Annotated in this window: 17 protein-coding genes; 4 read left to right on the top strand and 13 right to left on the bottom strand. The window is 47.1% G+C overall.

Features of this window, described 5'->3' with window-relative positions; genetic code table 11:
- Positions 1-164: 164 nt before the first annotated feature.
- The 4 genes from ACN6MV_RS25840 to ACN6MV_RS25855 are packed head-to-tail and all read right to left on the bottom strand — an operon-like array spanning position 165 to position 1,547.
- Positions 165-581, bottom strand: coding sequence for a hypothetical protein (locus ACN6MV_RS25840; protein ID WP_076119484.1), 417 nt, complete (start codon positions 579-581; stop codon positions 165-167).
- Between the two features lie 4 nt (positions 582-585).
- On the bottom strand, positions 586-888 hold the full coding sequence (locus tag ACN6MV_RS25845; RefSeq protein ID WP_042130853.1) for a hypothetical protein: 303 nt from the start codon (positions 886-888) through the stop codon (positions 586-588).
- Positions 885-1,232, bottom strand: a complete 348-nt coding sequence (locus tag ACN6MV_RS25850; RefSeq protein ID WP_419885153.1) for a restriction endonuclease subunit S — start codon at positions 1,230-1,232, stop codon at positions 885-887. Before ACN6MV_RS25850 ends, ACN6MV_RS25845 begins: the two co-directional genes overlap by 4 nt.
- A 21-nt stretch (positions 1,233-1,253) precedes the next feature.
- Positions 1,254-1,547, bottom strand: a complete 294-nt coding sequence (locus tag ACN6MV_RS25855) for a nucleoside-diphosphate sugar epimerase (protein WP_081389864.1) — start codon at positions 1,545-1,547, stop codon at positions 1,254-1,256.
- Between the two features lie 231 nt (positions 1,548-1,778).
- On the opposite strand from ACN6MV_RS25855, the gene ACN6MV_RS25860 reads away from it, so the two are divergent.
- On the top strand, positions 1,779-2,291 hold the full coding sequence (locus tag ACN6MV_RS25860) for a GNAT family N-acetyltransferase (protein ID WP_249923536.1): 513 nt from the start codon (positions 1,779-1,781) through the stop codon (positions 2,289-2,291).
- 50 nt (positions 2,292-2,341) lie between these two features.
- Here the strand turns inward: ACN6MV_RS25860 and ACN6MV_RS25865 are convergent, their stop codons facing one another.
- From ACN6MV_RS25865 to ACN6MV_RS25885, 5 genes are all read right to left on the bottom strand, one after another.
- Complete coding sequence (locus ACN6MV_RS25865) at positions 2,342-3,073, bottom strand: sugar phosphate nucleotidyltransferase (RefSeq protein WP_042130857.1); 732 nt, start codon at positions 3,071-3,073, stop codon at positions 2,342-2,344.
- A 47-nt stretch (positions 3,074-3,120) separates the two neighbouring features.
- Positions 3,121-3,858 (bottom strand): glycosyltransferase family 2 protein, encoded by a 738-nt coding sequence (locus ACN6MV_RS25870; RefSeq protein WP_419885154.1) that lies wholly within the window; start codon positions 3,856-3,858, stop codon positions 3,121-3,123.
- Positions 3,855-4,838, bottom strand: coding sequence for a glycosyltransferase family 2 protein (locus tag ACN6MV_RS25875; protein WP_419885155.1), 984 nt, complete (start codon positions 4,836-4,838; stop codon positions 3,855-3,857). The genes ACN6MV_RS25870 and ACN6MV_RS25875 overlap by 4 nt, the downstream gene beginning before the upstream one ends.
- Positions 4,835-5,677: a glycosyltransferase family 2 protein gene (locus tag ACN6MV_RS25880; protein WP_331281341.1), complete on the bottom strand. Its 843-nt coding sequence runs from the start codon at positions 5,675-5,677 to the stop codon at positions 4,835-4,837. The genes ACN6MV_RS25875 and ACN6MV_RS25880 overlap by 4 nt, the downstream gene beginning before the upstream one ends.
- Positions 5,678-6,093: 416 nt before the next feature.
- A complete protein-coding gene (locus ACN6MV_RS25885) occupies positions 6,094-11,319 on the bottom strand; it encodes a WIAG-tail domain (protein ID WP_419885156.1) in 5,226 nt (1,741 codons plus the stop codon).
- 214 nt (positions 11,320-11,533) lie between these two features.
- Between ACN6MV_RS25885 and ACN6MV_RS25890 the strand changes: the two genes are divergently transcribed.
- Entirely contained in the window at positions 11,534-12,655 is a 1,122-nt protein-coding gene (locus ACN6MV_RS25890) for a YheC/YheD family protein (RefSeq protein ID WP_419885157.1), read from the top strand.
- 85 nt (positions 12,656-12,740) lie between these two features.
- Positions 12,741-13,529, top strand: coding sequence for an archaetidylserine decarboxylase (gene asd / locus ACN6MV_RS25895; RefSeq protein WP_042130862.1), 789 nt, complete (start codon positions 12,741-12,743; stop codon positions 13,527-13,529).
- A 73-nt stretch (positions 13,530-13,602) separates the two neighbouring features.
- Here asd and ACN6MV_RS25900 read toward each other — a convergent pair whose 3' ends face one another.
- The 4 genes from ACN6MV_RS25900 to ACN6MV_RS25915 all read right to left on the bottom strand — a co-directional run bounded on the left by ACN6MV_RS25900 (position 13,603) and on the right by ACN6MV_RS25915 (position 25,047).
- Positions 13,603-20,472, bottom strand: coding sequence for a glycoside hydrolase family 3 C-terminal domain-containing protein (locus ACN6MV_RS25900; protein WP_419885158.1), 6,870 nt, complete (start codon positions 20,470-20,472; stop codon positions 13,603-13,605).
- A 576-nt stretch (positions 20,473-21,048) separates the two neighbouring features.
- Positions 21,049-21,792: a 2,3-diphosphoglycerate-dependent phosphoglycerate mutase gene (gene gpmA / locus ACN6MV_RS25905; RefSeq protein ID WP_042130863.1), complete on the bottom strand. Its 744-nt coding sequence runs from the start codon at positions 21,790-21,792 to the stop codon at positions 21,049-21,051.
- A gap of 675 nt (positions 21,793-22,467) precedes the next feature.
- Positions 22,468-23,253, bottom strand: a complete 786-nt coding sequence (locus ACN6MV_RS25910) for a helix-turn-helix domain-containing protein (RefSeq protein WP_042130864.1) — start codon at positions 23,251-23,253, stop codon at positions 22,468-22,470.
- Positions 23,254-23,550: 297 nt separating this feature from the next.
- The gene (locus tag ACN6MV_RS25915) at positions 23,551-25,047 is read right to left on the bottom strand and encodes a PLP-dependent aminotransferase family protein (protein WP_419885159.1); all 1,497 of its coding nucleotides are present in this window, start codon (positions 25,045-25,047) and stop codon (positions 23,551-23,553) included.
- 141 nt (positions 25,048-25,188) lie between these two features.
- Here ACN6MV_RS25915 and ACN6MV_RS25920 point away from each other — a divergent pair, with 141 nt between their 5' ends.
- Positions 25,189-25,806, top strand: a complete 618-nt coding sequence (locus ACN6MV_RS25920; RefSeq protein ID WP_419885160.1) for a pyridoxamine 5'-phosphate oxidase family protein — start codon at positions 25,189-25,191, stop codon at positions 25,804-25,806.
- The last annotated feature ends 112 nt before the right edge of the window (positions 25,807-25,918 follow it).

Here is a 25,918-nt window from a genome sequence, read left to right on the forward strand (position 1 = left end):
TAAATAGATTCTCGTTTTAGAAGTCTATCATATTCGGAGACAAATTCCGATAGTAGGATGATTCCAGAGAGGAAGCAGTCCCTCTAAGTTGAGGGACACGAAAGATCAGTATAACGCGTCATAGATTAGATCTCCGGGTCCCTTCCTCTTAATTCACCTGCTGCTTAATTAAACTCCAGTTTATGCCCGTCCTCGAAGCCCTTGGCGAAACCGGCGTCGAACCCCACGTTGTATGCTTCGGTGTAGCCCTGCTGATAGGCGTCTGCCGGTGGCGTTTCCGGCGAAACGCCCAGGTCCGGGGGGAGCGGAATAACCTGTGGAGCAGGTGGAGCCTCGACAGCCGGCACTACATGTACCGGTGCGTGAATAACTCTTACCTTTCGAACAAGCTTTCGGCGGAGCCTTCTTTTCTTACGTACCAAAAGGCCTTTCTTCGTCTTACCGTAACGAACGATTTTCCGAGCATGCCCTCTGCGAGGTTTGCGGGCTAGACCTCTACGAACTTTCGTTTTACGCGAGAGCAGCAATGTACGTCTGCGGGTTCTGCCCGAACGTAATGTTCTAAGGCTTTTTTTCTTCATGCTTCTATTCCTCCTGTGCTCCATGATCTCTGGAGGTTCCTACGGCGTATGCCTTGCTCAGCCAGGGCGCAGCAGGAATCCCCCGTTTCGGTTGATGCAGTGAAATCCCGGACATCATCCGGCACATCGCGCTCTGATACCCACTAAGGATTCTAATATTGTCGCTCAATTTACGGGCCGTCAGCTCAGATTGCCCCGTCAATTCGGCGATGCTCTCCAAGATGGCCGCCAATGCAGCCTGACTGCGCGAAATGGAGCGGATCATCTCCAGCTTGACGGCATGTTCAGAGAGACGGTCCCCGCTCATTTGCTGTCTTCCCCAAAACTAAACCCATCACCTGCCATGTCACCAAAACCTTCTCCGCCGCCATCATCTTCACCACTGCCCAACACTGCTTTTAAATTGCTGTAGAGTCCATTCTCCAGTTTGGTCAGCCCTTCAACCATCTCCACGATGACTTCGTGAATAGAGAGGGATTCCTTTAGCTGCTCACCATGGGATTCGAAAGCTCTAGCGTGGATATGATGCTGTGCCCACTGCTTTACCTTTTCAGCTTCAACCGCCTTAGCTTCCAGAATCATTGCAATGTTCCACTGGATAGTGGCGGTCGACTCCAGCATTTGCAGATATGCTTGTTCTCTGCTCATCATCCGCCTCCTGCTCCTATAGCGTTACTCTTCGTCTTGACCGTTCAGTTCCTTAATTACTCTGCCTACCCCTTCAGCCATCGCTTCTTCCAGATCTGCAAGTGCGTTCAAGTAAGCAATAATATTCTTGTTTACCTGAGTTGAGCTTTCGATCATCCCGCTGATACCGTCAAAATCGGGATCTGCATCTGGCAGATCGTGGACTATTTGCGACATACGGACAGCCACGTGGCGCTCTGCGTCTAGAATCCGCGCCATCTGTTCGTGCGTATGGGCCATGTGCTGCAGGACTTTAGTTATTTTATTCTGCACCTTCATGTCTCCTTTGCTCAAACGCCCTGCTACAGCATATGCGGCAGAAGCCGGGACGGTGCCGGGGATATAAGAGGCCGCCAAGCATTTCAGCGGGAAATATAAGGCATAAAGTATGGTGTAAAACTTAAACTTTCTTATATTTTGAATAGAAAATGTTAATAATTGCTGCCTGCCTATAAATGGATTAAAATGTGAAATGCGCATTCTATCATTCACAAAGATTGGAGGGGGACTATGAAGCTTGGAAGCCAACGGATCGATTTGGCACCTTTAAATGCTGCAGAGCTTTCACTAGCCACAGAAAACTACGCGGAACTTCAGCAACATTTGGGTTTAAACGCCATTAGTGCCGAGCTTGACGATGACATGCAATATGCGATGAAGATACGGCTCAAAAAAGTTCGGCAGGAACCAGAGCATTACCTATGGTTGACCAATTGGGCAATCATTCATCAGAAAGATCAATGCATTATCGGGTTCATTATTCTTAAAGGGTATCCGAATGAAAAAGGCGAGGTTACTATAGGTTACGTGATTGATGAGAAATATAGAAGAAAAGGATACGCTACTGAGGCATTGCGGACGATCAATACGTGGATTCTCAGCCATCCCCAAGCCATCTATGTAATCGCTGATACTGAAAAAGATAACATTGCCTCCCATAAAGTATTGGAGCGCTTAGGTTCAGAAAGGTACCTAGAGACTGAGGATTTGATCTGGTGGAGAATCGCTAAGGAACTTTCATGATCTCCCGACTCCCTTCCAACTTTCCAATATTACAAAAAAAGCACTGCCACTTATGGCAGTGCATCCTTTAGCTTCTCTCCCGCCTCCCGCAGAGACTGGAACGTGCCCGCATCACTCCACCACTCCTTGAGGACATCATAGCTAAGCCTGCGGTTGGCAGCATATATATTATTTACATCGGTAATCTCCAGTTCCCCTCTCTTGGAAGGAGATACTTGGCGGATGATATCAAACACAGCTTCATCGTACATATAAATACCTGTTACACAAAATTTAGTCTTTGGATGCTCCGGCTTCTCTTCGATATATGCAATCCAAGCAGAATCTTGACTGTCAAACACGGGAACACCGTATCTACGAGCGTCATCCACCGGCTTCAACAATACCTTCGCTGTTCCTTCAGGCTGTCGAAGATAGCTCTCCACATAAGGCGTCAGATCATCCATAAATAGATTATCCCCAAGCAATACGACAAACCGTTCTCCAGGGAAAATGAATCCTTCTGCTAAATCAAGAGCCTCTGCAATGCCTCCAGCAGCCTCCTGAATTTTGTAGGTCAGAGATACACCAAAGGCTGCACCGCTGCCTAAAAAATCCGTATACAGACCAGCAGACTGCTTGCTGATGACCAGAAGAATGTCGGTAATTCCTCCTCGGCGAAGCCGATCTATGCCGTAACACACCATAGGATATTTGCCGACCGGAAGCAAATGTTTGTTCATAAGCCGGGTCAGCGGTTGAAGTCTGGATCCTGTTCCGCCCGCCAGTATGACTCCTTTCACTTACTTTCCTCCTCTTTATCTAAGTCCTTTGCCTTCGGATCTGCACTTTATATGAAAAGTATTGGATCCACATTCCATTTGTTCATAAAAAGCTTACGATTTCGTTCCACCAGCTCCTGCAGCCCGGTGTGGTATACCTGCTTAAAGCTCGCACTTCCTTCATGGTGTATAAGGCAATCCCCTGCGATGAGCAATCGGTATCCCTTTAGCCTGGCGCGATAGCAATAGTCATCGTCCTCGTAATGTCCTGGTGAGTATCTCTCATCCAGCAGACCTACGGAAGTAAGTAGCTCTCTTTTGAATAAAAAACATAATCCTACCAACCGTTTAGTCTCCAGCCATTTTTGAGGATTGGAACGGTTAGCTCTCTCTGCAGCCTTATGAAAATCCAACAGACTTTCATAATCGGTCTTCACCTGCTGACGTCCACTCGCATAGTTAGTCACAGGTCCAACAATACCTACTTCAGGAGCACTATATAATGATCTCTTCAGATTGGTTAACCATCCGTGGGAAACCACCACATCATTGTTCAGCAGCAATAATTCATCACCCGATGCTAACAATAAGCCCATGTTGCATGCGGTTGGAAAACCTCGATTCTCAGGCAAAGAAATAAACGTTATACGATTCGCACGGCAATAGGCATCCGTTCCATCCGTTGAAGCATTGTCTACAACGATGATCTCGTAAGGCAGTGGAGTATAGGCACGAATCGATTCCACACAGGACCGCAGCAGAGGTAATGCGTTATAGGTCGGAATAATAATACTGGTCATTGTCATATACGGTTCCTCCAAGCGGCTACTTGTCTGCGGTATTCGCGCTGCGTTTCATTATTTCGTAGGCCCCCATCCTCACGACGGGAAAGCACCTCAAGGAGAGCCTCTGCGTGATCTCCTATGATCAGTTTCTCCACAGCATTTCCAGCGCCTATGTTCGCCTGACGCAGCCGATTATGCTTAATCACATTCACTGTTCCCACTTTCTCCACCCTTAGCTTTTTCAATACAGAAAGAGCTTGGGCTTTAGGAGGAACTATTAATTCACGGTAGCCTATGGTCTCAAGCGCTCGCCGAGAAAGCGCGTGCGGGACAGCCGTCATAGAGCTAACTCCGAGATCGTACCGTCCAAGAGCATAATTCAGAAACAGCTTACTGCGAGTGACATCGTCGCATAATCCAAAAGAAGGCATCAGTGGATCCAAATCATTAAGAGCCACATCAATTCCTCCATCTACCGCAGCTGTGAATAATCCAAGCTGAGATGCAGGAATGACCATATCTCCGTCCAGAAAAAGCAGAATATCTCCTCGACTCAGCTTCGCGCCAATAGCCCGCCCTACGTCATGTCCGACAGACTCCGGACAATGTACAATTACAGCTTGACGATGTTGTCTGGAAATGGGAAAGCTGCTATCGCTGCAACCGTTCAGCACGACGATTATTTCAGCAGGCTCCAACCGGGATGCCTGTTGTAGCAGACGTCCCAGGGTCTGCTCCTCGTTACGCGCGGAGATAATAACCGACAAGGTCCCACGTAAGCTCGGTAGTTTCATTGCCTCACGACCTACCTTTGATTGCCGAGACAAAATAGGCGATCGAACGGCAGCGGCTTCTCTTTTTACAGAACGATTCGCTGCCCTTTGACGGGGTGCCCGTGTCGTTTTGGACGGACGAGCTGCTGAACGTTTCTTTACCGTACGAGTTGCTGTTCCTCGTCGAACGGTGGAGCTGCCAGATACTTGTAACAGAGCAACCATCATCTCACCATCTCTCTGCGCCGGGTTCCGTCGCTAAACCCTGCCCTGTTTCCCCGGTGTTCAAGCAAGAGGGATACAGCCTCCATATGATCTGTTGTAATCAACTGCTGCAAAGGATCTGTGCCATCTTCCTTACGTCTGACTGCATTCAGTTTCCCTACATGTACTTTGTGAGCAGCCACCACACGTAAACCACTCAGAACTGCCTGAGCATGTGCCAAAGGGGGACGAGATAATGATTCACTCCCTAAGATTTCAAGCGCTCTCCGGCTGATTGCGTGCGGAACTGCCGTCATCGAACATCCTTTTAGATCCGGACGGCCAAGCAAAATATTGAGTGCATGTTTGGACAGTACTACCGGATGTGGTGAAAGTTTTCGTACCGGTCCGGAATAATCATTAAGCGCTATGTCTGCCCCACCGCTAATAGCGGTGACGAAAGGACGTAGCCCCGTAGCAGGAATCACTAAATCTCCATCTGTAAACAAGAGAACCTCTCCCTTGGCTGCCTCTGCTCCCACACTGCGACCAGCGTCATGACCAAGCGGCAACTCATAGGAAATAACATGTGCACCAAGCGAAAGAGCAATTTCTGCCGTTTGATCGGCTGATCCGTTGACGACTACAATAACCTCGCAGCGCGGATGGACCCCTCTAGCTCCGGATATCACTCCCGCAATGGTTTTAGCTTCGTTCATAGCCGGAATAATTACGGAAACATAGGGATTTGGATGGTTAACGATAGGGACTGCAGCGACTTGCCGCACTGGGCGTGAAGTCCGCCGCTTGATCCGAGAGACCCGCCGTCCTGTGCGGCGGGCAGAAGTACGTTTGGGCTTCATGCTCATCCACCTTCCTTACAGAGCCTATTCGTCAGGCTGAGGGTTACATCACAGTTTATGTACTGCGCCGAACAGGGTAACGGCCTTTGTCTCCTGTCGAGTGGAAAACAGGACAAATGTACTCACCGCCAAACTTTGGCTGAGACATTTGCTTGTACCTAGTATGCTATGGGACACCGCTAACCCTAAACGCTGCATTATCCCTTATTTGAATTGCTAATGGACTCCATAGACGCTATTGTCCGGAAAAACACCAAAGAATGCCCTATTCCTAAATTACGTTATCTGGATCCGGAAGCCGTAGCGGGTGACTAGGACTCGGCGGTACATGTAGCTAACGACCCAAAAAACAACAGAGCAGCGATCTCCATAAGAAGAATCGCTGCTCTGTTATTTTAAGAGAGACGATTTGAAATTTAATCAAACACTCGATCATCCACTGCCGGTTTGGCTAAAGGAGCGCCGATAGCAATCCAAGAGATGACCCCGTAGAAATGAGGAGTTTCGCGCAAGCGCACCACTTGTATCACTGCATCTCCATTAGCTCTGCTCTTTAAGGAAGCATAGAAGTAAGGTTGATTCGTCATGGCGACGAGCACATAACCCGTATGACCGAAGTTCTCATCGAATGATACGGTCACCTCCACACTCTCAGCATCTCCATTGAACATAAATGCTGTCATACCGAACTGCTGGAGCGCCTCTCGCTTTCCTGCAGTCTGAATCGGACTGAAGGATAGATGTTCAGCATTGACAGAATTCACTGCCAAATGGGCTCCGTTTACTGCACCGGGCGCAATATGATAATCCTGAACGCTTTCTTCCTCCAGATGACGGGCTTGAATGGCAAATGAAGAGATTTTGGAAGCTACAACCGCTTCATCCTGAAGCTCCGTCGTCCCTACTGCACCATCGGCCAGATGAGTGGACTCGATGCTGCCTGCCTTAAGCTTCAATCCGTCGATGCTAGCATCCTGAAGCAGCGCTGCGCTACGTGTTTCATCCGCAAGATGCTCCAATTTGATGATACCGGGCTGCAAATGTCGATCTGCCACGATCTGGTCAGCAAGATGCTCTCCATACACACTCCATGGCTGCAAATGTAAAGAATTCACTGAACCTTCGGCCAGCTTTTCTTCGGTGATACTTCCTTCCGGCAACAGATCGGCGCTACGCACCTCTTCTGACAGATGCCCTAAGGTGATGCTGTCGGATCGAATGTGACGACTATCCACCGCATCCGCTGCCAAATGACCACCATAGACGCTACCAGGAGCCAGATGGAAAGAATGGATGGATCCACCCTCCAATTTTTCTCCTGTGATACTGCCATCCGGCAACAAATCGGCGCTAAATACTTCTTCTGCTAAATGATTCAGAGCGATGCTTCCAGACCGGAGATGACGGCTATCTATCGTATCACTCGCTAAATGTCCCCCATACACGCTGCCCGGAGACAAATGGAAGGCATTAATAGATCCACCCTCCAATTTCTTTCCGGTAATACTGCCGTCTGGCAGCAGATCAGAGCTACGAACCTCTTCTGACAGATGAGCCAGACTAATCTCTCCGTGTCGGATATGACGGCCTTTTATTGTACTTGGACTCAGATGACTTCCATTTACACTTTCAGGCGCTAGATGAATAGAATCTACGGATGCTTCCGCCAGCTTCTCACCAGTAAGGCTACCATCTGGCAGCAGGTCAGCACTACGAGCCTCTTCTGACAGATGAGCTAAAGTGATCTCACCATGCAGGATGTGACGCCCTTCTACTGTCCCCGAACTCAGATGACTACCATCCACACTTCCAGGCACCAGGTGAATAGAATCTACGGATTGATTTGCCAGCTTCTCACCAGTAAGGCTACCGTCTGGCAGCAGATCAGCACTACAAGCTTCTTCCGACAGATGAGCCAGCGTGATTTCACCGTACCCAATATGTCGGCCTTCTACTGCACCCGGACTCAGATGACTGCTCCCTACACTTCCAAGTGCAAGATGGATAGAACTTACCGATTCTTCTGCCAACTTCTCGCCAGTAATACTGCCATCCAGTAACAAGTCCGCACTACGCGTTTCTGCTGCTAGATGAGCCAGTGTGATTTCGCTGTTTCCGATATGGCGACCTTCTACTGCACCCGAACTCAGATGACTACTCCCTACACTTTCAGGTGCAAGATGAGTAGAATCTACGGATTCTTTTGCCAGCTTATCCCCGGTAATACAGCCTTCCGGTAACAACTCCGAACTACGTACTTCTTTAGCTAGATGTGATAGGGTAATCTCACCGTACCCGATATGCCGGCCCTCTATTGTATCCGGACCCAGATGATCGCCATTTATACTTCCAGGTATTAGATGACTTGAATTCACAGATTCTTCTGCCAGTTTTTCTCTGGTAATACTGCCGTCTGGAAGCAAGTCTGAGCTACGTGCATCGTTAGCTAGATGAGCCAGTGTGATCTCACCGTACCCAATATGACGTCCTTCTATTGTATCTGGGCTCAGATGACTGCCATTTACGCTTCCAGGTATTAAATGAATTGAATTCACAGATTCTTCTGCTAGCTTTTCTCTGGTAATACTGCCGTCTGGAAGCAAGTCTGCACTACGTGCGTCGTTAGCCAGATGGGCCAATGTGATCTCACCGTACCCGATATGACGTCCTTCTATTGTATCTGGGCTCAGATGACTGCCATTTACGCTTCCAGGTATTAAATGAATTGAATTCACAGATTCTTCTGCTAGCTTTTCTCTGGTAATACTGCCGTCTGGAAGCAAGTCTGCACTACGTGCATCGTTAGCTAGATGAGCCAGTGTGATCTCACCGTACCCGATATGACGTCCTTCTATTGTATCTGGGCTCAGATGACTGCCATTTACACTTCCAGGTATTAAATGAATTGAATTCACAGATTCTTCCGCCAGCTTTTCTCTGGTAATACTGCCGTCTGGAAGTAAATCTGCGCTGCGTGCATCTTTGGCCAGATGAGCTAAGGTTATTTCACCATGCCCAATATGACGACCTTTCACTGTATCTAAGCTCAGATGACTGCCATTTACACTTCCATCCACTAAATGAACAGAACCTACAGATTCCTTTGCGAGCTTCTCGCCGGTAATACTACCGTTAGGCAGCAGCTCAGAACTAAAAGTCTCTTCTGCCAAATGAGCGAGTGTGATCTCTCCATGCCGGATGTGACGGCCTTCTACTGCACCAAGACTCAGATGATTTCCGTCCACACTTTCAGGTACAAGATGAATAGAATCAACGGATTCTTCTGCTAGCTTCTCCCCGGTAATACTGCCCTCTGGCAGCAAGTCGGAGCTGCGTGCATCTTCTGCTAGATGAGCCAGCTTGATCTCACCATATCCGATATGCCGTCCTTCAATCGTATCCGCACATAGATGGCTGCCGTCTACACTGCTCGGTGAAAGATGCTGGGAATCCACAGCCCCTTTGGCCAGCTTAGAGCCGCTTATACTGCCCTCTTGTATTTGAACCGTAGAGATGGAATTAGGAATAATATGGCCATTTCCGATGGACAACGGCCGGATATGCGCTCCGCCGATGCTTCCCGGATTCAAATGTCTGCTCTGAACCGCACTGTCACTAATGGATTTTGATTGAACTACATTCACAGATAAATGCTCTGCCTGAACTGCCGACGCAGCTAATTTACTAGAATCTACACTTCCGTCGGCAAGCTTAGCCGAAGTGACCGATAAATCACTAATCTTATCTGTTGATACACTTTCCGGGGACAGCTTTAACGACGTCACTACATGATCTGCCAGATGATGCGGCTGCACTGCTCCAGCGGCCAAATGAATCTCCCTCACCGCAGCAGAAGCCAGCTTATCGCCTGAAACCGAACCGGACTGAATCGCAGCTGCAGTCACACTATTTTCTCCGAGATGTCTCCGTTCCACAGCTCCAGTGGCAAGATGATCTTTATCTACCACAGCATCCTGCAACGCACGGCCGCTCACGCTGGCATCGGCTAGATGTTTCTCCTCTACTGCACAAAAAGCAATATGCTCCCCACTCACCACTTCACGGGCAATCGTGCTTCCAATGACCGATCCTGCTGCTAGTTTCGCCGAGCTCACCACTCCGTCCGCTAACTTGGCGGAAGTAACGCTCTGTGGACGCAGGTGCTCCGCACCCACTGACTCTGAGGCCAGCTTTTCTCCAGTAACAGCACCAGAGGATAGATGATCCGTATGAACAGCTTCATCCATAAGCTGCTCCGAGCCTACTGCTTCCGAAGCTAAATGGGAGTGATTCACAGCCTCACGTTCCAGATGATTAGAGGAAACAGCTTGCATAGCGATTTGCGGTCCGCGTATGGCGGATTTGGCAATATGTCTGGTGGTTACAGCTTCATCTGCTAGCTTATGTGCGAGTATGCTTTGATCAGCGATTTTCGATGAGGTGACCGCTTGCTCAACCAGCTGTGCAGTGCCTACCGCACCTTCTGTTAGCTTCAAAAAGGAGATACTTCGGTCAGCCAGATGTCGACTCGTTATTTCCCCGTCGCTGATATGGGAACCGTGCACGCTTTCTGCACTTAAGTGGATACTTCTCACCACTTCTGCACCTAGCTGCTTGGAACCGATAGCGCCATCTGCTACATGTGCGCCTTCGATTACACCCGACTGGAGCTGCTCCTTGCCGATCAGCTTGCTGGCAAGCTGCCCTGGGCCGATCGCTCCCGGAGCCAAATGTCTGGCGGTTATCAGAGCATCGCTTAGATGGCGACCTTCAATCACAGCATCAGCCAGCTTGGAGCCGCTGATTTCACCATCGGCTATTTTATCGCCTGATACCGCTGCATCAGCTAGCTTGGAGCGGTCAATACTCCCATTTGCGATGTGGCGGCCCGAGATGCTGCTGCTTCCTATTTTGTCACCAGTTACCGCCCCATCCTCCAGTAGCTCTGCCGTAATAATCAGATCACTCAAATGACGGCTCTCAATGGATTTATCTGCAATTTGACCGCCGCCAATAATCCGATCCGCCAGCTTCTCCGGACTAATACTGCCGTTCTTCAGCTTCTCTCCACTGATGGAATGATCCAGCAGTTTACCGCCACTTACGCTTCCTTCGGCTAAATGCTCACCTACAATGGATTCAGGCGCAATTTTCGAAGAAGTAACTGCCTTGTCCGCGATATTGATACTCTGTACAGCGTAATCTTGCAGCCAAGGTGTACCAATAATGCCGTACTTCAGCTTTGAGCCGTCAATGGTGCGTGGAGCGATTTTAGCCCCGGTCACCGCTGCATCCGATAGATCATCTGTATAAACAGGCTGGAACCGCTCTTTTTCAGGAGCGAACCATATCGTCTCAGGAAGATTATCCGCCTGTTTCTGAAGCTGTGTTTCCACTATAGGCTCTGGCTCTGGTTGCAGAACGGGTACGAAAATCGCTTCCTCTTGAACGACTTCAGCTATTGCTCCTCCACTTACCTGAACATCCGCGAGCTCTGCTTTACTGACTCCGTCACTGCCGCTCCCCGAATCCTTTGAACTGCTTTTGCTTTCCAGCATAGTCAGTTCCTTTATATTGGGATTATCTACATAGTAGAGTCGTTTTTGTGGACTGCGCGGCTGCTTTTTTTTGGAACCCCTCACAAGCAGTCTCCTCCTTCCATCTAATGTTTCTCCTAGGCATCATATGCAGCGGTATGGGCTGATGACACCCTTTTGCAATAAGCCCTTTATTAGATTCTGATGAAATTTATACTTTCTTATATTTATAAAAAAAGGCTTCTGCCGCCGCGCATTCGTCCACCCTGACACGCGGGTACAAACATACAATGACAAGAGTAGTAAAGGCGGGAATCACGTGGCCGAAGAAACAGGAGGTACAGACATGGGGCATAAGCTCGTTGGAATACTACTAAATGCCGATATGCACCGAGGCGTTCCCAGGCTAAAAACAGGACAGGAGTCTCTATTCAACTATGAAGAGGCGGCCGCTGCATACGGCTTAGTCCCTTGCTTCCTGAAGCTCGCGGACATCGATACAGACTCAGGCTTCAGTGCCGCCTATATAAAAGGTTCTCTTGGATATAAAAGCGTTGTAGTACCTACGCCCACAGTCATCCATAACCGGGCGATATACAGCCAAAATAGTCCAGGGATGCAACGTCTGCTGCGGCACCATCCTTTGGTGTACAATACATGCAATCGATACGGCAAAGATGAGATCCATGAACTGCTTGAGCAGCATGAAGAGCTTCGTGAGGTATTACCTGCAACAACAGGAGTATCTGGACTCAAACAAATGATGAACCATTACCCCGATCTTATTCTTAAACCATGCCGTGGAAGCATTGGGCATGGTGTTATGCGGCTGGTTCGCAAAGGAACACAGCACTGGAGCCTAAATTATCTCTCTCCCTCAATGCGGCGCTGGATAAGCACTCCCGTCTATCAGGGGGCACTGCCAAAAGCCCTCCGAACACGTCTTGCCTCCGTCCCTTATCTCGTGCAGGAGCGTATTCCCCTTGCGGAGATTGGAGGACGTCCATTTGATCTACGGGTCACTGTTCAACGCGGCTGGGGAGGAGATTGGCAAGTCACGGGGCTCTTTGCCAAACTGGCACCCCCTGGGGGTTTTGTCTCCAATATAGCCCGTGGAGGCGAAGCGTTAAGCTCTTCCTTTGCACTTGAAAAAGCTTTCACTAGATCAACAGCAGCCCATATCCGTATGTCTGTCGAAGCACTTAGTCTTGTGATCGCACGTTGTCTCGAACAAGACCTTCCAGGTCTAGCTGATATCGGACTGGATATTGGCATTACTAAGGACGGCCAACTCTTCTTCATAGAATGCAATGGCCGCGACCAACGCTATGGATTTCACAAAGCTGGCCTAACAGAGATTTGGAAGGAGAGTTACCGAAGACCCATGGGATACGCACGTTTTTTACTAGAAAAGAATAGTCTCATATATAACGGTTATTGATTTGTCTCCTATTCTATGTCAATATAATGCAGAGCAGAGACGGCCGCATACAGCCGTACTGCTGTATTATGGAAGGGAGATGGGCATGGTAAAACAATTGCTGCGGCTGATGACCGAGCTATCCTCGCACCGATGGATTTCACGGATAATGGGGTCTTTTTCTCATAGTAGACTCAGCCGTTTTCTAATCCCGGTATTTATTAAGACTTATCAAATCCCCTCCGCGCAGGCGGAGAAGAATCCTGGAGAATATCTCACTCTTAATGAGTTTTTCAGCCGCCGGCTGAAGCCTGGCATGCGGCCTATTGCAACCGATGCTGACGCTTTAGTTAGTCCCGTAGATGCAATGATTACTGCTATGGGCGATATTAATTCTGGTACGATTATGAATGTAAAAGGGCAGGATTATAAGATCGAGGATCTACTAAATCATTCTCCACATCTGGAGCTGTACAAAAAGGGCTTTTTCTTCGTCCTTTATCTGAGTCCTACAGATTATCACCGGATTCACTCTCCCCTTACTGGACATAAGGTGGAGAGCGATTATATTCGTGGACGAGCCTACCCTGTCAATGATTTCGGTATGCGACATATGAAGGGTGTATTGAATCGTAACGAACGTCTCATTACGTATATCGCTGGAAGCTATGGTGAAACCGCAGTAGTAAAGGTAGGCGCGATGAACGTCAGCAGCATCCGGTATACGGATGCTAATGCTACCGAGTGGCAAATCGGCGATGATCTAGCCTATTTCGAGTTCGGCTCCACTGTAGTACTACTTATGGAAAGCGGTACTTTTACCCCAAGACCTAACCTTGAGGTCAACTCGAAGGTAAAAATGGGGGAGTTGCTGGGGACGCTGCATCAGCCTTAGTAAAGTTACGATATAACAAAATAAGGGTATCCCTGACCGATTTAAAATCGGCGCCGGGATACCCTTATTTTGTTTATTTCACTTTAGAGCTTGTTACACTAGCATAGTAATCGAGCACATTTTTGATGATCACAGCTGCTTCAGCTCTTGTTGCCGAAGCTGTCGGATGCATTTCTCCACCACTGCCTCCATTAACAATACCAAGATCTTTGAAGGCATAGACCGCTTCTTTAGCATAACCTGCGATAGAAGCATCATCTGGGAAGTCATGGTTCATCGCTTGCGGTAATTCAACATTCAGTTTCTTCAATGCATTGAATAGAATTACACACAAGTCCTGACGGCTAATGCTGCTATTTGGAGCAAACATTCCATTACCGATACCGTTGATCAGCTGATTAGAAGTACCAATCTCAACATAGTTTTTATACCAAGCATCTTTCAGAACGTCAGTAAACTGCTTTTGATTCTCACCCATGCTGAAGTTGAAACTTTTTACTACCATGGCAACAAACTCGGCACGGTTTACCTTCCCGCTTGGATCAAAGCTTCCGTCTGTGCGTCCGCCGATAATATTTCTCTCCATCAGCGCTGCAATTGCGGATTCTGCCCAAGTAGGAATTAGAGCAGCATCTTTGAATTTATTCTTGAGCTCTTGTCTGATTAGTTCCGGTGTCTTAGTTTTTTCATCTGTTTTTGGAGTCTGCTGTTCTCCAGGTTTTATGACTTCTCCAGGAATCGACGGTACTGAAGGTACCGCTGGGGTAGTCGGTGTTGGTGTGTTTGGTTGACCGCTATCTCCACCTGATCCGCCGCTGTAAGGTTTAACGATCACAGAAATCTGCACCTTCAGACCAAGCGGATTACCTACACCCTCCGGCAAGATCAGATCCCCCTTGATAGTGTATGTTCCTTCCGCATTACCGTTATAGCCTTCCTTGTTCCACTGAACAGAAATGACCCTATTCACCTCGGTATTTAGAGTTACAGATACTGACGCTGGCAGCTCCAGCGCGTCAAATCCGGTACCGTAAGCAACGCTCTTACTTGCTAGTGCTTGCACTGCCGTAATCTCCGGAGTCGTAACGATCTCTGGCAGTACATCGATCTTAATGGTTGCCTTCAGGTTCTTTGGATTGCTGATCCCTTCCACAGGTACTAGCGCACCATTCAGGATATAAGTCCCCTGTTTATCGCCATTGTAACCTTCATCGTTCCATTCAATGGATATCTCCTTGGTCTCCCCGTTATTCAATGTAGCTTTAATTGAAGATGGCAGCTTCAATCCATGAAATGGAGTCCCGAATGGAACGCTCTTACTTTCCAAATCCTGCACGGCGGTAATCTCAGCAATACGAATCACCTCCGGCATTACCTGAATAGTGATGGAAGCTTTCAGATCATTCGGATTGATCATTCCTTCTTCCAGAACCATAGTACCGTTCAGTACGTATGATCCTTCTGCATTACCGTTATAACCAGTAGGGCTCCATTGAACAACAAGTTCCTTCATCTCATACGTATCCAGTGTTACTGTAACTGAAGATGGCAATTCCAGCTTATCAAAGGCGGTGCCAAACTCAACATTCTTACCCTCCAGCTTCTCAACTTTAGTAATCTGGATAGGTTTAGTGCCTTCTGGCAGTACAACCACTGTTATAGAAACAGTTTGATGGGTACTGTTCAACACACCCTCTGGTAGCTCAAAGCTGCCTGCAAGCGTATAATTCCCAGCTTTGCCGCCGTTATAATCTTTACCGTCCCATTGTACAGGCAAGTGAATTACCTTTTTGTTGCCCAATGTCGCTTCCACTGTAGCAGGTAGATTCAATTCTCCTTCAGCAGTCCCGAACGGTACACTTAGCAGTTGCGGCTGAACAATCGATACAATGTCTCTGGCATGGGTATCCTCTGTCCATTTGGCATAATACACCGTGCTTCTATTCAATACTGTCTCTGCGGTTAATGCATTACCGGTCCCTTCTTTATTATCAAACCAGCCATCAAAAATGTAACCTTCGCGTTCCGGTGCCATAGGTAAGCTACTTAATGCTTCACCTTTAAGTGCGGTTACCTTAGTAGGCGACGGTGCGTCCAGATAATTCTGATCGAAGGTTACTTCAATCGGCTCAGCATAAATGAGTTCAACATATTGCAAATTAGCATTTAATCCGTTAAAAATCATATACACATTTTGTTTTCCAGTCACTTTGCTTCTGTCTAGGAAGGTTTCCGCTGTCAAATAATGATCAATATAAGAATTTCCGGGCGTTTGCTTGGTGCTTGCCATGCCATAATTTCCCCAAGCAGCGCCTGCTTTCTGAGCAAAACTAATGCTTGCAAATTCATTACCAAGTTCAAAAGAACCTCCGCCGCTGTAAGCATCAGCGTATGCTCTTCCTGTTGTGGTAGCTCGTTTAACTGGTTTACCCGTATTGTCCGCCTCTGTATAGAACTTAAAGGATGGAGAGGTTCCGCCTTCACGTGCATACTGCACTCTGACTTCCACAAGATTGGTCAAGTCAACCTGACCGAAATAAACAAGGTCATTAGAATTGACATAGCTCATGGCCTCCGTGCCACTTTCAAATCTGAACTGGGTATTGGTTGCATAAATCCATGGTGCATTATAAGGATAAATTCTAATACCGTTCTCTACCTTCAACGTTTCTCTCGGAGCAATATTGATCGGCATGGACGATAGGCTCAGATCTGTTATAGCCGTTTTCAAAGAAGCTATGGCCTCTGCAACAACCTCATCGTTGATCGGCTCGGCAAGAACAGCCTTGACCTCTTCCAGCACAGCGTTGAATTTGAGCTTTTTGTAAGCTGTGTATGCACTCATATCGATGTTTTGAGCAGCCTTGATATCCGCATCTAACGCAGAAGTGTCTACATTGTCCTGCTTTAACTGAAAGGTTAGCCAGTTCAAGTCAATGCCAGCACTCTCAAATACAATTCTAAGGGTATGCTCGCCCTCCGACAGATGAATATCAGGGATTCTGAAGGTTTTCCATACCCCTTTAGTCGTGGTAAGGTCAAAGGTTCCCAGTAGCTTATCGCCATCATAGACGCCAAAGGACATTTGGGCGACATCCGATTGACTGGAACGAATTCGTGATGTGACTTTGTACATGCCTTCTTTCTCCACATTTACCTTATAGGAAATGGCTTCACCTTTGCTTGTGTTGGTGTAGCATAATCCGCCGTCTACATCATTGCTGCTTACCGGCGTGATTATTGGAGTAATGGAGGCAAATTCCGTTTCAGCTACTTTCAATTTAGTATTTTTCCCAATCTTCTTTACTGCCAAAGCTACATCACTATTGATTCTGACATAATCAAAATCAACAATAAATGGATCTGTGAGAGTCTGACTTCCGTTGGACGCAAGTAACCCAAACTTCGGATTGGCATAATTCGCAGTTGTACTGCCTAGTGAAATATATTCCTTGCCGTCAGCGCTGACATAACCGGAGTAGCTGTTACCTATTTTTTTCAGCCGTAAATATAGCTCTTTCTTTTCTCCGAAAATACTAGTGAGCTGACTGGCAGACAGTTGTCCGATGGTAACAGGCTCCGTGCCTCCGGTTTCTTTGGTCATGCCAATGATCTTGCCGCTACTGTATTCATACTTCACCCAGATATAGTTATTGTTATCCTGTGAAGCCGTGATGCCAACGCCGTTATAATTTTGATTTGGCGCTTTGCTCATATTAATTTTTACGGTTGCTTCCCAGTTGCCGAAGGCTTCCTGCTGGAAATAGTTCTTCAAATCTGCATGATCACTCCAGAAGTCCCCTCTTTCAGCGATGATTCTCAAATTGCCGGGAGCAGTGCTCAAAGACCAATTTTTGTTGTTTTCTGTATTGGTAGCAGTCTCTTTATTAATCGTCCAGAAGTTGCTTAAACTCGTAGTGTCGAACTCATCGCTCTGTGGTGTCGTACCAAACTGTATCACATAGGAATTCGCCTGATCGGAGCTGATACATTTGATCGTCACTCTTTTATTGATGAGTTCTACATTGGCTGTCGCTTTTACACCATCATTCGATTCAAACGTAACTTTAGGTAAAGCAGCCCCGTTACTGAGACCTACATCATAACTGAACCTGGTCTGTGCAAAGCCCTCAAGCGGCTTACCATCAATCGAGATATTCTTTAAATAAGCATAGGTCGGATTCTCAAAAATCGGTTCCAAGCCTTCCTCCGAAGTGAAGATAACCTTGTAGATCCGTTTCTCTCCTCCGGCCGAAGCAGTAATTACAGCAGCAGGTCTATCTTTATCAGCTTGTCGTACACTTACGTCTACACCGGCTGTCGCCGTAGCTTTGACTTCAGGGTAGCTGCTTATTTCAGTCGTTTCACCAAACGCCTTATAGTCGAGTTTCAATGGATTAAATATCTTGATCTTTTTGCCGCCTACCGTAATCTCGGAGAGCTGCGGATCACCCGATTTGTCCGTATTCACCCGGAACCAATCTTTTCCCGGCGTGTAATTGACCACGTAGTCAATCTTTGCCGTTCTTGCAAAGGCTGGAGATTGCATCAAGAAGCTCGTGATATTTTTAGCAGAACGCTGCAATTCTCCTAAAGTCAGACTGCCGTTAGCAAGCGATGTCATCGTATTAAATGTACTGTTATTCCGGTTCTTATGCGTTTCTGCATAATCGTTCGGAATTACCATGTAAAGATCGTTTTGGGCACGAACCATAGCTTTGCCATTGGTTTCATCATAACGATTGGAAGTGGCATAGAAGCCCTGGTCCTCACTCATCTTCGCCCACCAGTCTGTCATGACAATACCGTCAAAGCCCCATTCTCCGCGAAGGATGGTGGTATTCAGATCATAGTTACTGGAAGCCCAAGTACCGTTTACCGGACCATAGGACGTCATCACTGAACGCGCCTTTCCACTCTTCACAGCCATTTCATAACCTTTCAAATAAATCTCGCGCAGCGCTCTTTCAGAGACAAGTGCATTCACAAGATGTCTATCCGTTTCCTGATTGTTCGCAGCGAAATGCTTAATCGTTGGTGCCGTACCGTTCTTCTGAAGACCCCTTGTCTGTGCAGCAGCCATGATGCCTGTCAGTAACGGATCCTCCGAAAAATACTCGAAGTTTCTCCCGTTCAGGGGACTTCTATGGATATTGATTCCCGGTCCTAGCAGCGTATCAATATTGTTAATCAACATTTCTTTGCCAAGAAGATCGAATAATCTTTCATTGAGCTCCGTGTTCCACGTACAAGCAAGCATCGTCCCGTTCGGGATACTGGTTGCCTTCTCTGCATTGGTCTCCATCCGGATGCCTGAAGGGCCGTCCGCCGCACTGTCGATAGGGAGTCCGAATTTCAGCAGATTTTTAGTGACACCACCAAAGGCGGCAGCGATGCCAGCAGTAACTTTAGGGCTGGACATCCCTTCCCCTAAAATAATGGCCCCTAGATCGTTGTTGGACAATTGTGCGATGAACTGGTCCATAGTCACTTTTTGATTGTATACATCCAATAGGGTATAACCCTTGTCCCCAGTTTGTGGAATGGACGCAGGGAGATTTTGTTTGATTCTCTCATCCAAGTTGGTAGTTCTTATCGGTACCTTTTCAGTAACAGTGGTAAAAGTACCATTTCCATTCGGCTGACCTGGTTTGATGCGATCAAATTCCTTAGTAGGCGCGAGCGCTTCCTGCAAGGTTTCTACAACCTTCAAAGTATTTAGACTGTATACTCCTTGCTTTACGCTGTCACTTACACTGTTGCCTACATAAATATTATAGTCACCAGCTTCTAGGACATAAGATGAATCATGACCTGTAATTCCGCTGTCATCATATGAAGCCATATCTTTGGTGTCATATGTGATGGTGATTGACTGTGCTTCCCCAGGCTGTAGCAGCCGGGTCTTAGCAAAAGCAGCAAGCTCCTTGGCCGGTTTACCAAGTTTACCTTGTGGTGCACCGTAATAAATCTGTACAACTTCTTTGCCTTCCACCTTACCTGTATTCTGAACAGTTACAGTCACCGCAACCTCATTCTCACCAGCAGTGACATTGTCAGTAGTGATCTTGAAATTGGTATAGGACAACCCGTAACCAAATGGATAGAGCACCTTATCTGGAGCAAAGGTCTCAAAATACCGATAACCAACATAAATATCCTCACTATAAGAATTCTCAGTTTTGCTGCCAAAATGTGCAGTAGAAGGATAGTCAGCAAGTGTAGCTGCAATCGTATCGCTCAATTTACCGCTTGGCGTAACGTCTCCGGTCAGCACATCAGCTACTGCGCTCCCCCCTTCCATCCCCCCTTGCCATGTATACAAAATAGCAGCTTTGGGATAGTTTTTAGCCCATGACATATCGATAACGTTGGCTACGTTCAATACGATGGCCACTCGGTCGAATTTGGCATAGACCCGGTCAAGCATATCAACTTCAAGGTCTGTCAGCTTATAGGCACCCTTGACGTCCGTATTATCCTTATCTTCACCGGCTGTTCTGCCGATGATGACCACAGCAGCATCCGTTTTTGCTTTTGCTGCATCCACAATTTCATCGGTTAAAGGCATTTCCGCCTGGGACCATGGCTCTGCTGCCCAGCCACCACCGCCGTTGTTGAAAGGATTCTTTTTGATCCAGTCGGCGTAGACCTTCGCCAGCTCTTCATTTAACTTGAGACTGGGATTGTTCCGAAGCCCCTCCAGAATCCCGTTCACATAATCTACCCTTACAGCACCCCCAGATCCTGTGCCTGACTTGTAATAATGCGCTTGTATGCGGCCAAATACAGATACATTTTCACTCTTCTTGATAGGGAGCACTTGTTCATTCTCATTTACTTCTGACCCTGCTAGTTTATACTCCGGATTTTGCAGCAGCACGATACCTTCAGCGGCCACTTCCCGGGATACATCCGCTAAACCCGGGAGAACCTTGGCCATAACGGTAGAACTGGTACCAGGCGTTATGATTGAGGTTATCAGAATGCAGCAGAATAATATTTTAAGTAAGCGATTACAATTATTCCTCATACTTATCACCATTCCTTTCGATTAAGGTACAGCTTAGGATAATGGGTCATCGTAAAATATTCACTTCATAAATCAATAGGATGAATTTTCTTTCAGGAAGGAGTTATTCTCTAAAAATAATTTGCGCCAGCCGCTGTGGAGTAAGGCTTATTCAAAGATCAAGTAAGTTACAGAACAGAACAAATCAGAATAAATCTAAACCGGTTTAGATTTTGTGCATAATTCCCCTCTATTTCCCTGTTTTTTTGAGGAAGAACAGTACCAACTAACCCATCTTACAAATTAAAACGTGCGAAAATGTTCATTGATTCCCCCTTTACTTTTGAACTCACATTGAATACTATCATCAGAATTATCATCCTAACATAGAAAATCCTCATAGATTTATTGAATATACTCATATATCACAAAGACAACAAGATCCAAGCAAACCGTCGCAAAAGGAAAAACAAAAGGACAGCCCCGCGGCTGTCCCTTAATCCCTATTTACACATGCCCCTGCTTAGCAACATCCCGTGCCTTGGCTGCCACCTGTTCCGGATCGCCTAAATAAAAGCGGCTGATTGGATTAATGTCCTCATCCAGTTTGTACACGAGGGGCACACCGGTAGGAATATTGAGCTCCAGCAGTGCTGCCTCATCAATATCCTCCATAAATTTGATCAACGCTCGCAGCGTATTCCCGTGAGCTGAAATAAGCACCCTTTCCTTTTTACGCACAAGGGGGACAATGCGGTTTCTCCAGAAATCGCCCACACGATGAACAGTATCCTCCAGACTCTCGCCACGCGGGATATCTTCCGGGCGAGCACTGCTGTAGCGAATATCGTTTCTGGCATACCGGGGATCATCCAGCTCCAGCAGAGGGGGCCGAACCGATAAACTGCGTCTCCAGAGATGCAATTGTTCTTCACCATATTTTATCGCCGTTTCACTTTTACTGAGTCCCTGAAGTGCGCCGTAATGCCGTTCGTTTAGCTTCCAGGACTTTTGCACAGGAATCCACAGCAGATCCATTTCATCAAGAACATAGTTAAGTGTTTTGATCGATCGTTTGAGTACCGAGGCAAAAGCAAGATCAAACGTATACCCTTCATCCTTCAATAGCTTGCCAGCAGCCTTGGCCTCTTGAATACCCTTCTCGGTTAAATCGGGGTCACTCCAGCCCGTAAACAAATTCTGCACATTGTACTGGCTTTCACCATGACGTATAAGCACGATTTCGTACATTTTCTCTCTCCTCCCACCTATAGCTCTAGAACTCTGTCACGTGTGATTTTTACGATGCATTACAAGAATAATACTCTCCTTAGTAATAACCCATTCACTCAAATAAATATCGACTACTAGCCAACATTGGACTTTTGAAACATCATCTGATGCGAGGTGTTGATTTAATTGCAGAATGCGCAACAGATCATCCTTATTTTAACTCGTAAAAAGATTTCGTTGTACTTCATGCAATAGATCACCGTGATAATCTTTAGAATCGGTGTTTCCCCTGCATTTGATTGTAAGATGTGCAACAGAATGCAAAATTACCCTCAAAGGAGTTCATTCTATTGTATAAAATACAACGTTAAGGATGATTAACCCTTCAGTTTGCCAAAAAAACCGGCAGCCTGTTGGCCCCGGTTATTTAAAGTCTTTGGTCATATCCAGCGTTGATATACCTGCTTGCTTAGTTTAGAACCAGCTATCTATGGCAAAAGCACTCGACTGTTTTAATCGTTTTAAACGGTTTCTAAAAATCCTTGCGCCTCCACTTTTACAATCAGTGTTGCAGATTCGGCGTCTGATCACCATCCTATGTGTCTCCCCTTCCAAGATGTTATGTAAATTCTCTGTAAACTAAACTGCAAAGTATTTACCCTTGGATGACATATCTGAAACAAAGAATGGAAATCAGCGGATCTCGGATGGACTTTTTCCGGTGTATTGCTTGAACTGGCGGCTAAAAAAGAAAATATCACGATATCCAAGAGCATCCGCTACCTCAGTCACATTCATTCCTGCGTAAAGCAGCAAATGCTGAGCACGCTCAATCCGGGCACGGATGACATAAGATTGAACGGATGAGCCGGTAAGCTCCTTGAACTTAATTGAAAAATACCGCGGTGACAGCCCTGCACGTGCAGCAAGATCCTCTACGCGATGCGGAATTCCGGGATGCTGGCTCACATAGTTCGCTATTTCGTGAATAATCTCTGTTAAATGGTTGCTAGCATAACGTTCTACAGGCTTCACTCGGTCCTCCCTAAGTAGATGAATCATTAGTTGTTTTAGAACAAGCTGCCCTTCTTCCTCAGCCGCGTACGTATCCACTAAGAATAGTCGAACGTAACGAGCAAGCAGATGCTCAAATTCAACCGTTTCTGCAAGTACGCGATAGGGCAGCGGAATCTCCGTCACCTCTCCCGTGACATCAAAATGAATATATGTAAGGACAAGCGGCCGTTGCGGATTATGAGTAGCGCTTGTATGGTCACCCGGACGGAACAAGAAACAGCTACCCTTGCCCACTTGGAAGGGTTCCCCGTTACGTATAACCGTCCCTTCCCCGCTCCATACATAGAATAAATCATAATTTTGCAGCGACTTCTCTCTTTTTTGCCATTTCCAGCTTGGTTCGCACACAATCTTCGCCAAGGCAGGTAATATAACAAAAGAGGACGGCGATGCGTGCAGCATAACGTTCCCTCCCAAAAGTTTTGTTAGCATAATCTACTTTGAGTTACTTCGCAAAACTTGCTTCGTAAGCGTTCACTTCGTTTTGTTAGCATAATCTACTTTGAGTTACTCCGCAAAACTTGCTTCGTAAGCGTTCACTTCGTTTTGTTAGCATAATCTACTTTGAGTTACTCCGCAAAACTTGCTTCGTAAGCGTTCACTTCGTTTTGTTAGCATAATCTACTTTGAGTTCCTTCGCAAAACTTGCTTCGTAAGCATTCACTTCGTTTTGCTTCCCATCCCCACCATCATACCTTGTCATGTTGCACTTTGTACATCTTCCCATGCCAAAAGCAGGCGCTTTACTCCTTCTTCCAGCTCCACTGCACTAAGATGGGCAAAAGCAAAACATGCGGCTGGTTCCCCCAGCGAAACTTGATATAACGCCGCATCTCTGAAATCTGTACCGCGCCTGCGCGCCGCCGAACGGAATGCTACGAATTCTTCGCGACTGCGTAGCCACCGTGCATATACTTGCAGCCCCGCATCTCCGGGTAGCAGCTCAAACAGCTCTTTAAGCTGTTCTGTCAGCAGAGCCCTAAGAATACGGCCGCGCTCGCCGTAAATACGGGTCATCCGACGTAGATGACGACCATAACCGCCAGTATTCATAAACCGCGCTAACGCACGCTGTTCCAGGAGTCCTACTGGTGAGGGCTCATACAGCGCCTTTGCGGCAATTGTTGGCTTCACCAGAGAGGGAGGAAGCACGGCAAAGCCAAGCCGAAGGCCAGAGAACATCGTGTTCGAGAAGGAGCCAATATACACCACTCGTTCTCCGCGATCTAGCGCTTTTAAAGGCTCAATTGGACGTCCTGACCACCGAAACTCACTATCATAATCATCTTCAATAATAAGCGCATCATGCTGCTGAGCCCATTCCAATAAGGTCCGCCGTCTTTCCAAGGGTAGCACGACGCCTGTAGGAAATTGACGACTCGGTGTAACAAACAACAAGCGTGCATCCCAATCCTCCGGGATAAGCCCGCTTCCATCCAGCTTGCCACTCAGCAATTGACCTCCAGTGATCTCTACCGCTCGGCGAATCCCATGAAAACCCGGGTCCTCTACGACAGCCGAACCTCCCGCATCCAGCAGCAGCTGGGTCAATATAACGATGCCTTGCATCGAACCGCTAAACAATACGATATGCTCAGCATCCGCACGAATTCCGCGGGTAATCCGCAGATGCGCAGCAATAGCTTTCCGAAGTCCTGCATCACCTTGAGGCGGACAAGTGCTCTGCAACAATCCGCCTTCTTTGCCTCCGGCATAAGACAACGCACTGCGCCATTCGGAATACGGAAAATGCTCCATCCGCATACCACTGCTCAGGAAGCTCACAATATGCTTGCTACTCTGCTCATATAAGGGTGTCGGACGCGCGAGCAGTCTCCTGCCCCATGCTGATAGGGGGATTGTTGTCTCAGTTAATCCGCTTACTCCAGCCGCTGATTCCGAAGCCTTATTTTCACCCTTATTATTACCAGAAGCCGAAGAGAAGCTATCCTCCGATACGAATGTCCCCCGCCCAGTCACCGTCCTTACATAACCATCAGCGAGCAACATGTCATACACCTGCGAGACCGACCCGCGCGACATGTCATAGTGCATTGCCAGACTTCGTGTAGACGGAAGCTGAGTGCTGCCTGGGAGAGTTCCCTCCAATATTGCAGCGCGGAGCGCGTGATATAGCGCTAGATATTTGTAACGGTATATCGCTAGATATTGATCGTATGCCAGCGTGATATTCATTGTTCCCTCCTTGGCCCACAAGTGGCCCATTAAAAACAATCTTAATTGGTACTTTTTAATTGTCAACCACTCTACTATTCTTGAAAGAACATCTACATCGGAGCAAACGCTCTACACTATTAAGAAAAGGACGTGATCCCTATGCGCAGAAAAGAATTTCAAGTAGATCAGGAGGAAGAATTGGTCTCTTTTCTAAACGGAATGAGCTTCGGTTTTCTCGGGACAAGCGATGAACAGGGGCTGCCGAGGGTGACTCCGCTGAATTTTGTATATACAGGTGGGTGTTTCTATTTTCACGGCAGTCATGCTGGTGGCAAAATGAAGGCGATCCGCAATCAACAGAAGGTCTGCTTTACTGTAGCGGATGAGTATGCACTGATTCCGTCTTATTTTAGCGATCCAGAGATGGCCTGCCCAGCAACCGCGTATTTTAAAAGTGTTACAGCCTACGGCACAGCCGAGCCTGTCGAAGACATTAGCGAAAAAGCCACCGTGCTCTCCTTATTTATGAATAAGCTTCAGCCCGAGGGGGGTTATGATCCCATTGAATCGGAAGACCCTAGGTACCGTTCCCGTCTAAAGGGAGTTGCCGTTGTACGTATTACCCCCGATGAGATCACTGCGAAGTTTAAGTTTGGGCAAAATTTAAAAGAAGAAGGACGTTCTGGAGTCATCTCCGGTCTGTCTGAAAGAAATCATCCACGGGATGCAGAAACCATTGAAATGATGAAAAAATACTGCCCCTACCACTCCGAATAATATATAAGATAGACCTGATTCTCATACAAAAATGGGCATTCTGTATAGTGTAAAACTTATACTTCTTTAAATTTTAAAAAAACGTATCTTTCCAAGTGACGGTTGCAAGCCG

The sequence above is a fragment of the Paenibacillus sp. B-A-8 genome (assembly GCF_048572915.1).
Taxonomy (GTDB): Bacteria; Bacillota; Bacilli; order Paenibacillales; family Paenibacillaceae; genus Paenibacillus_AQ.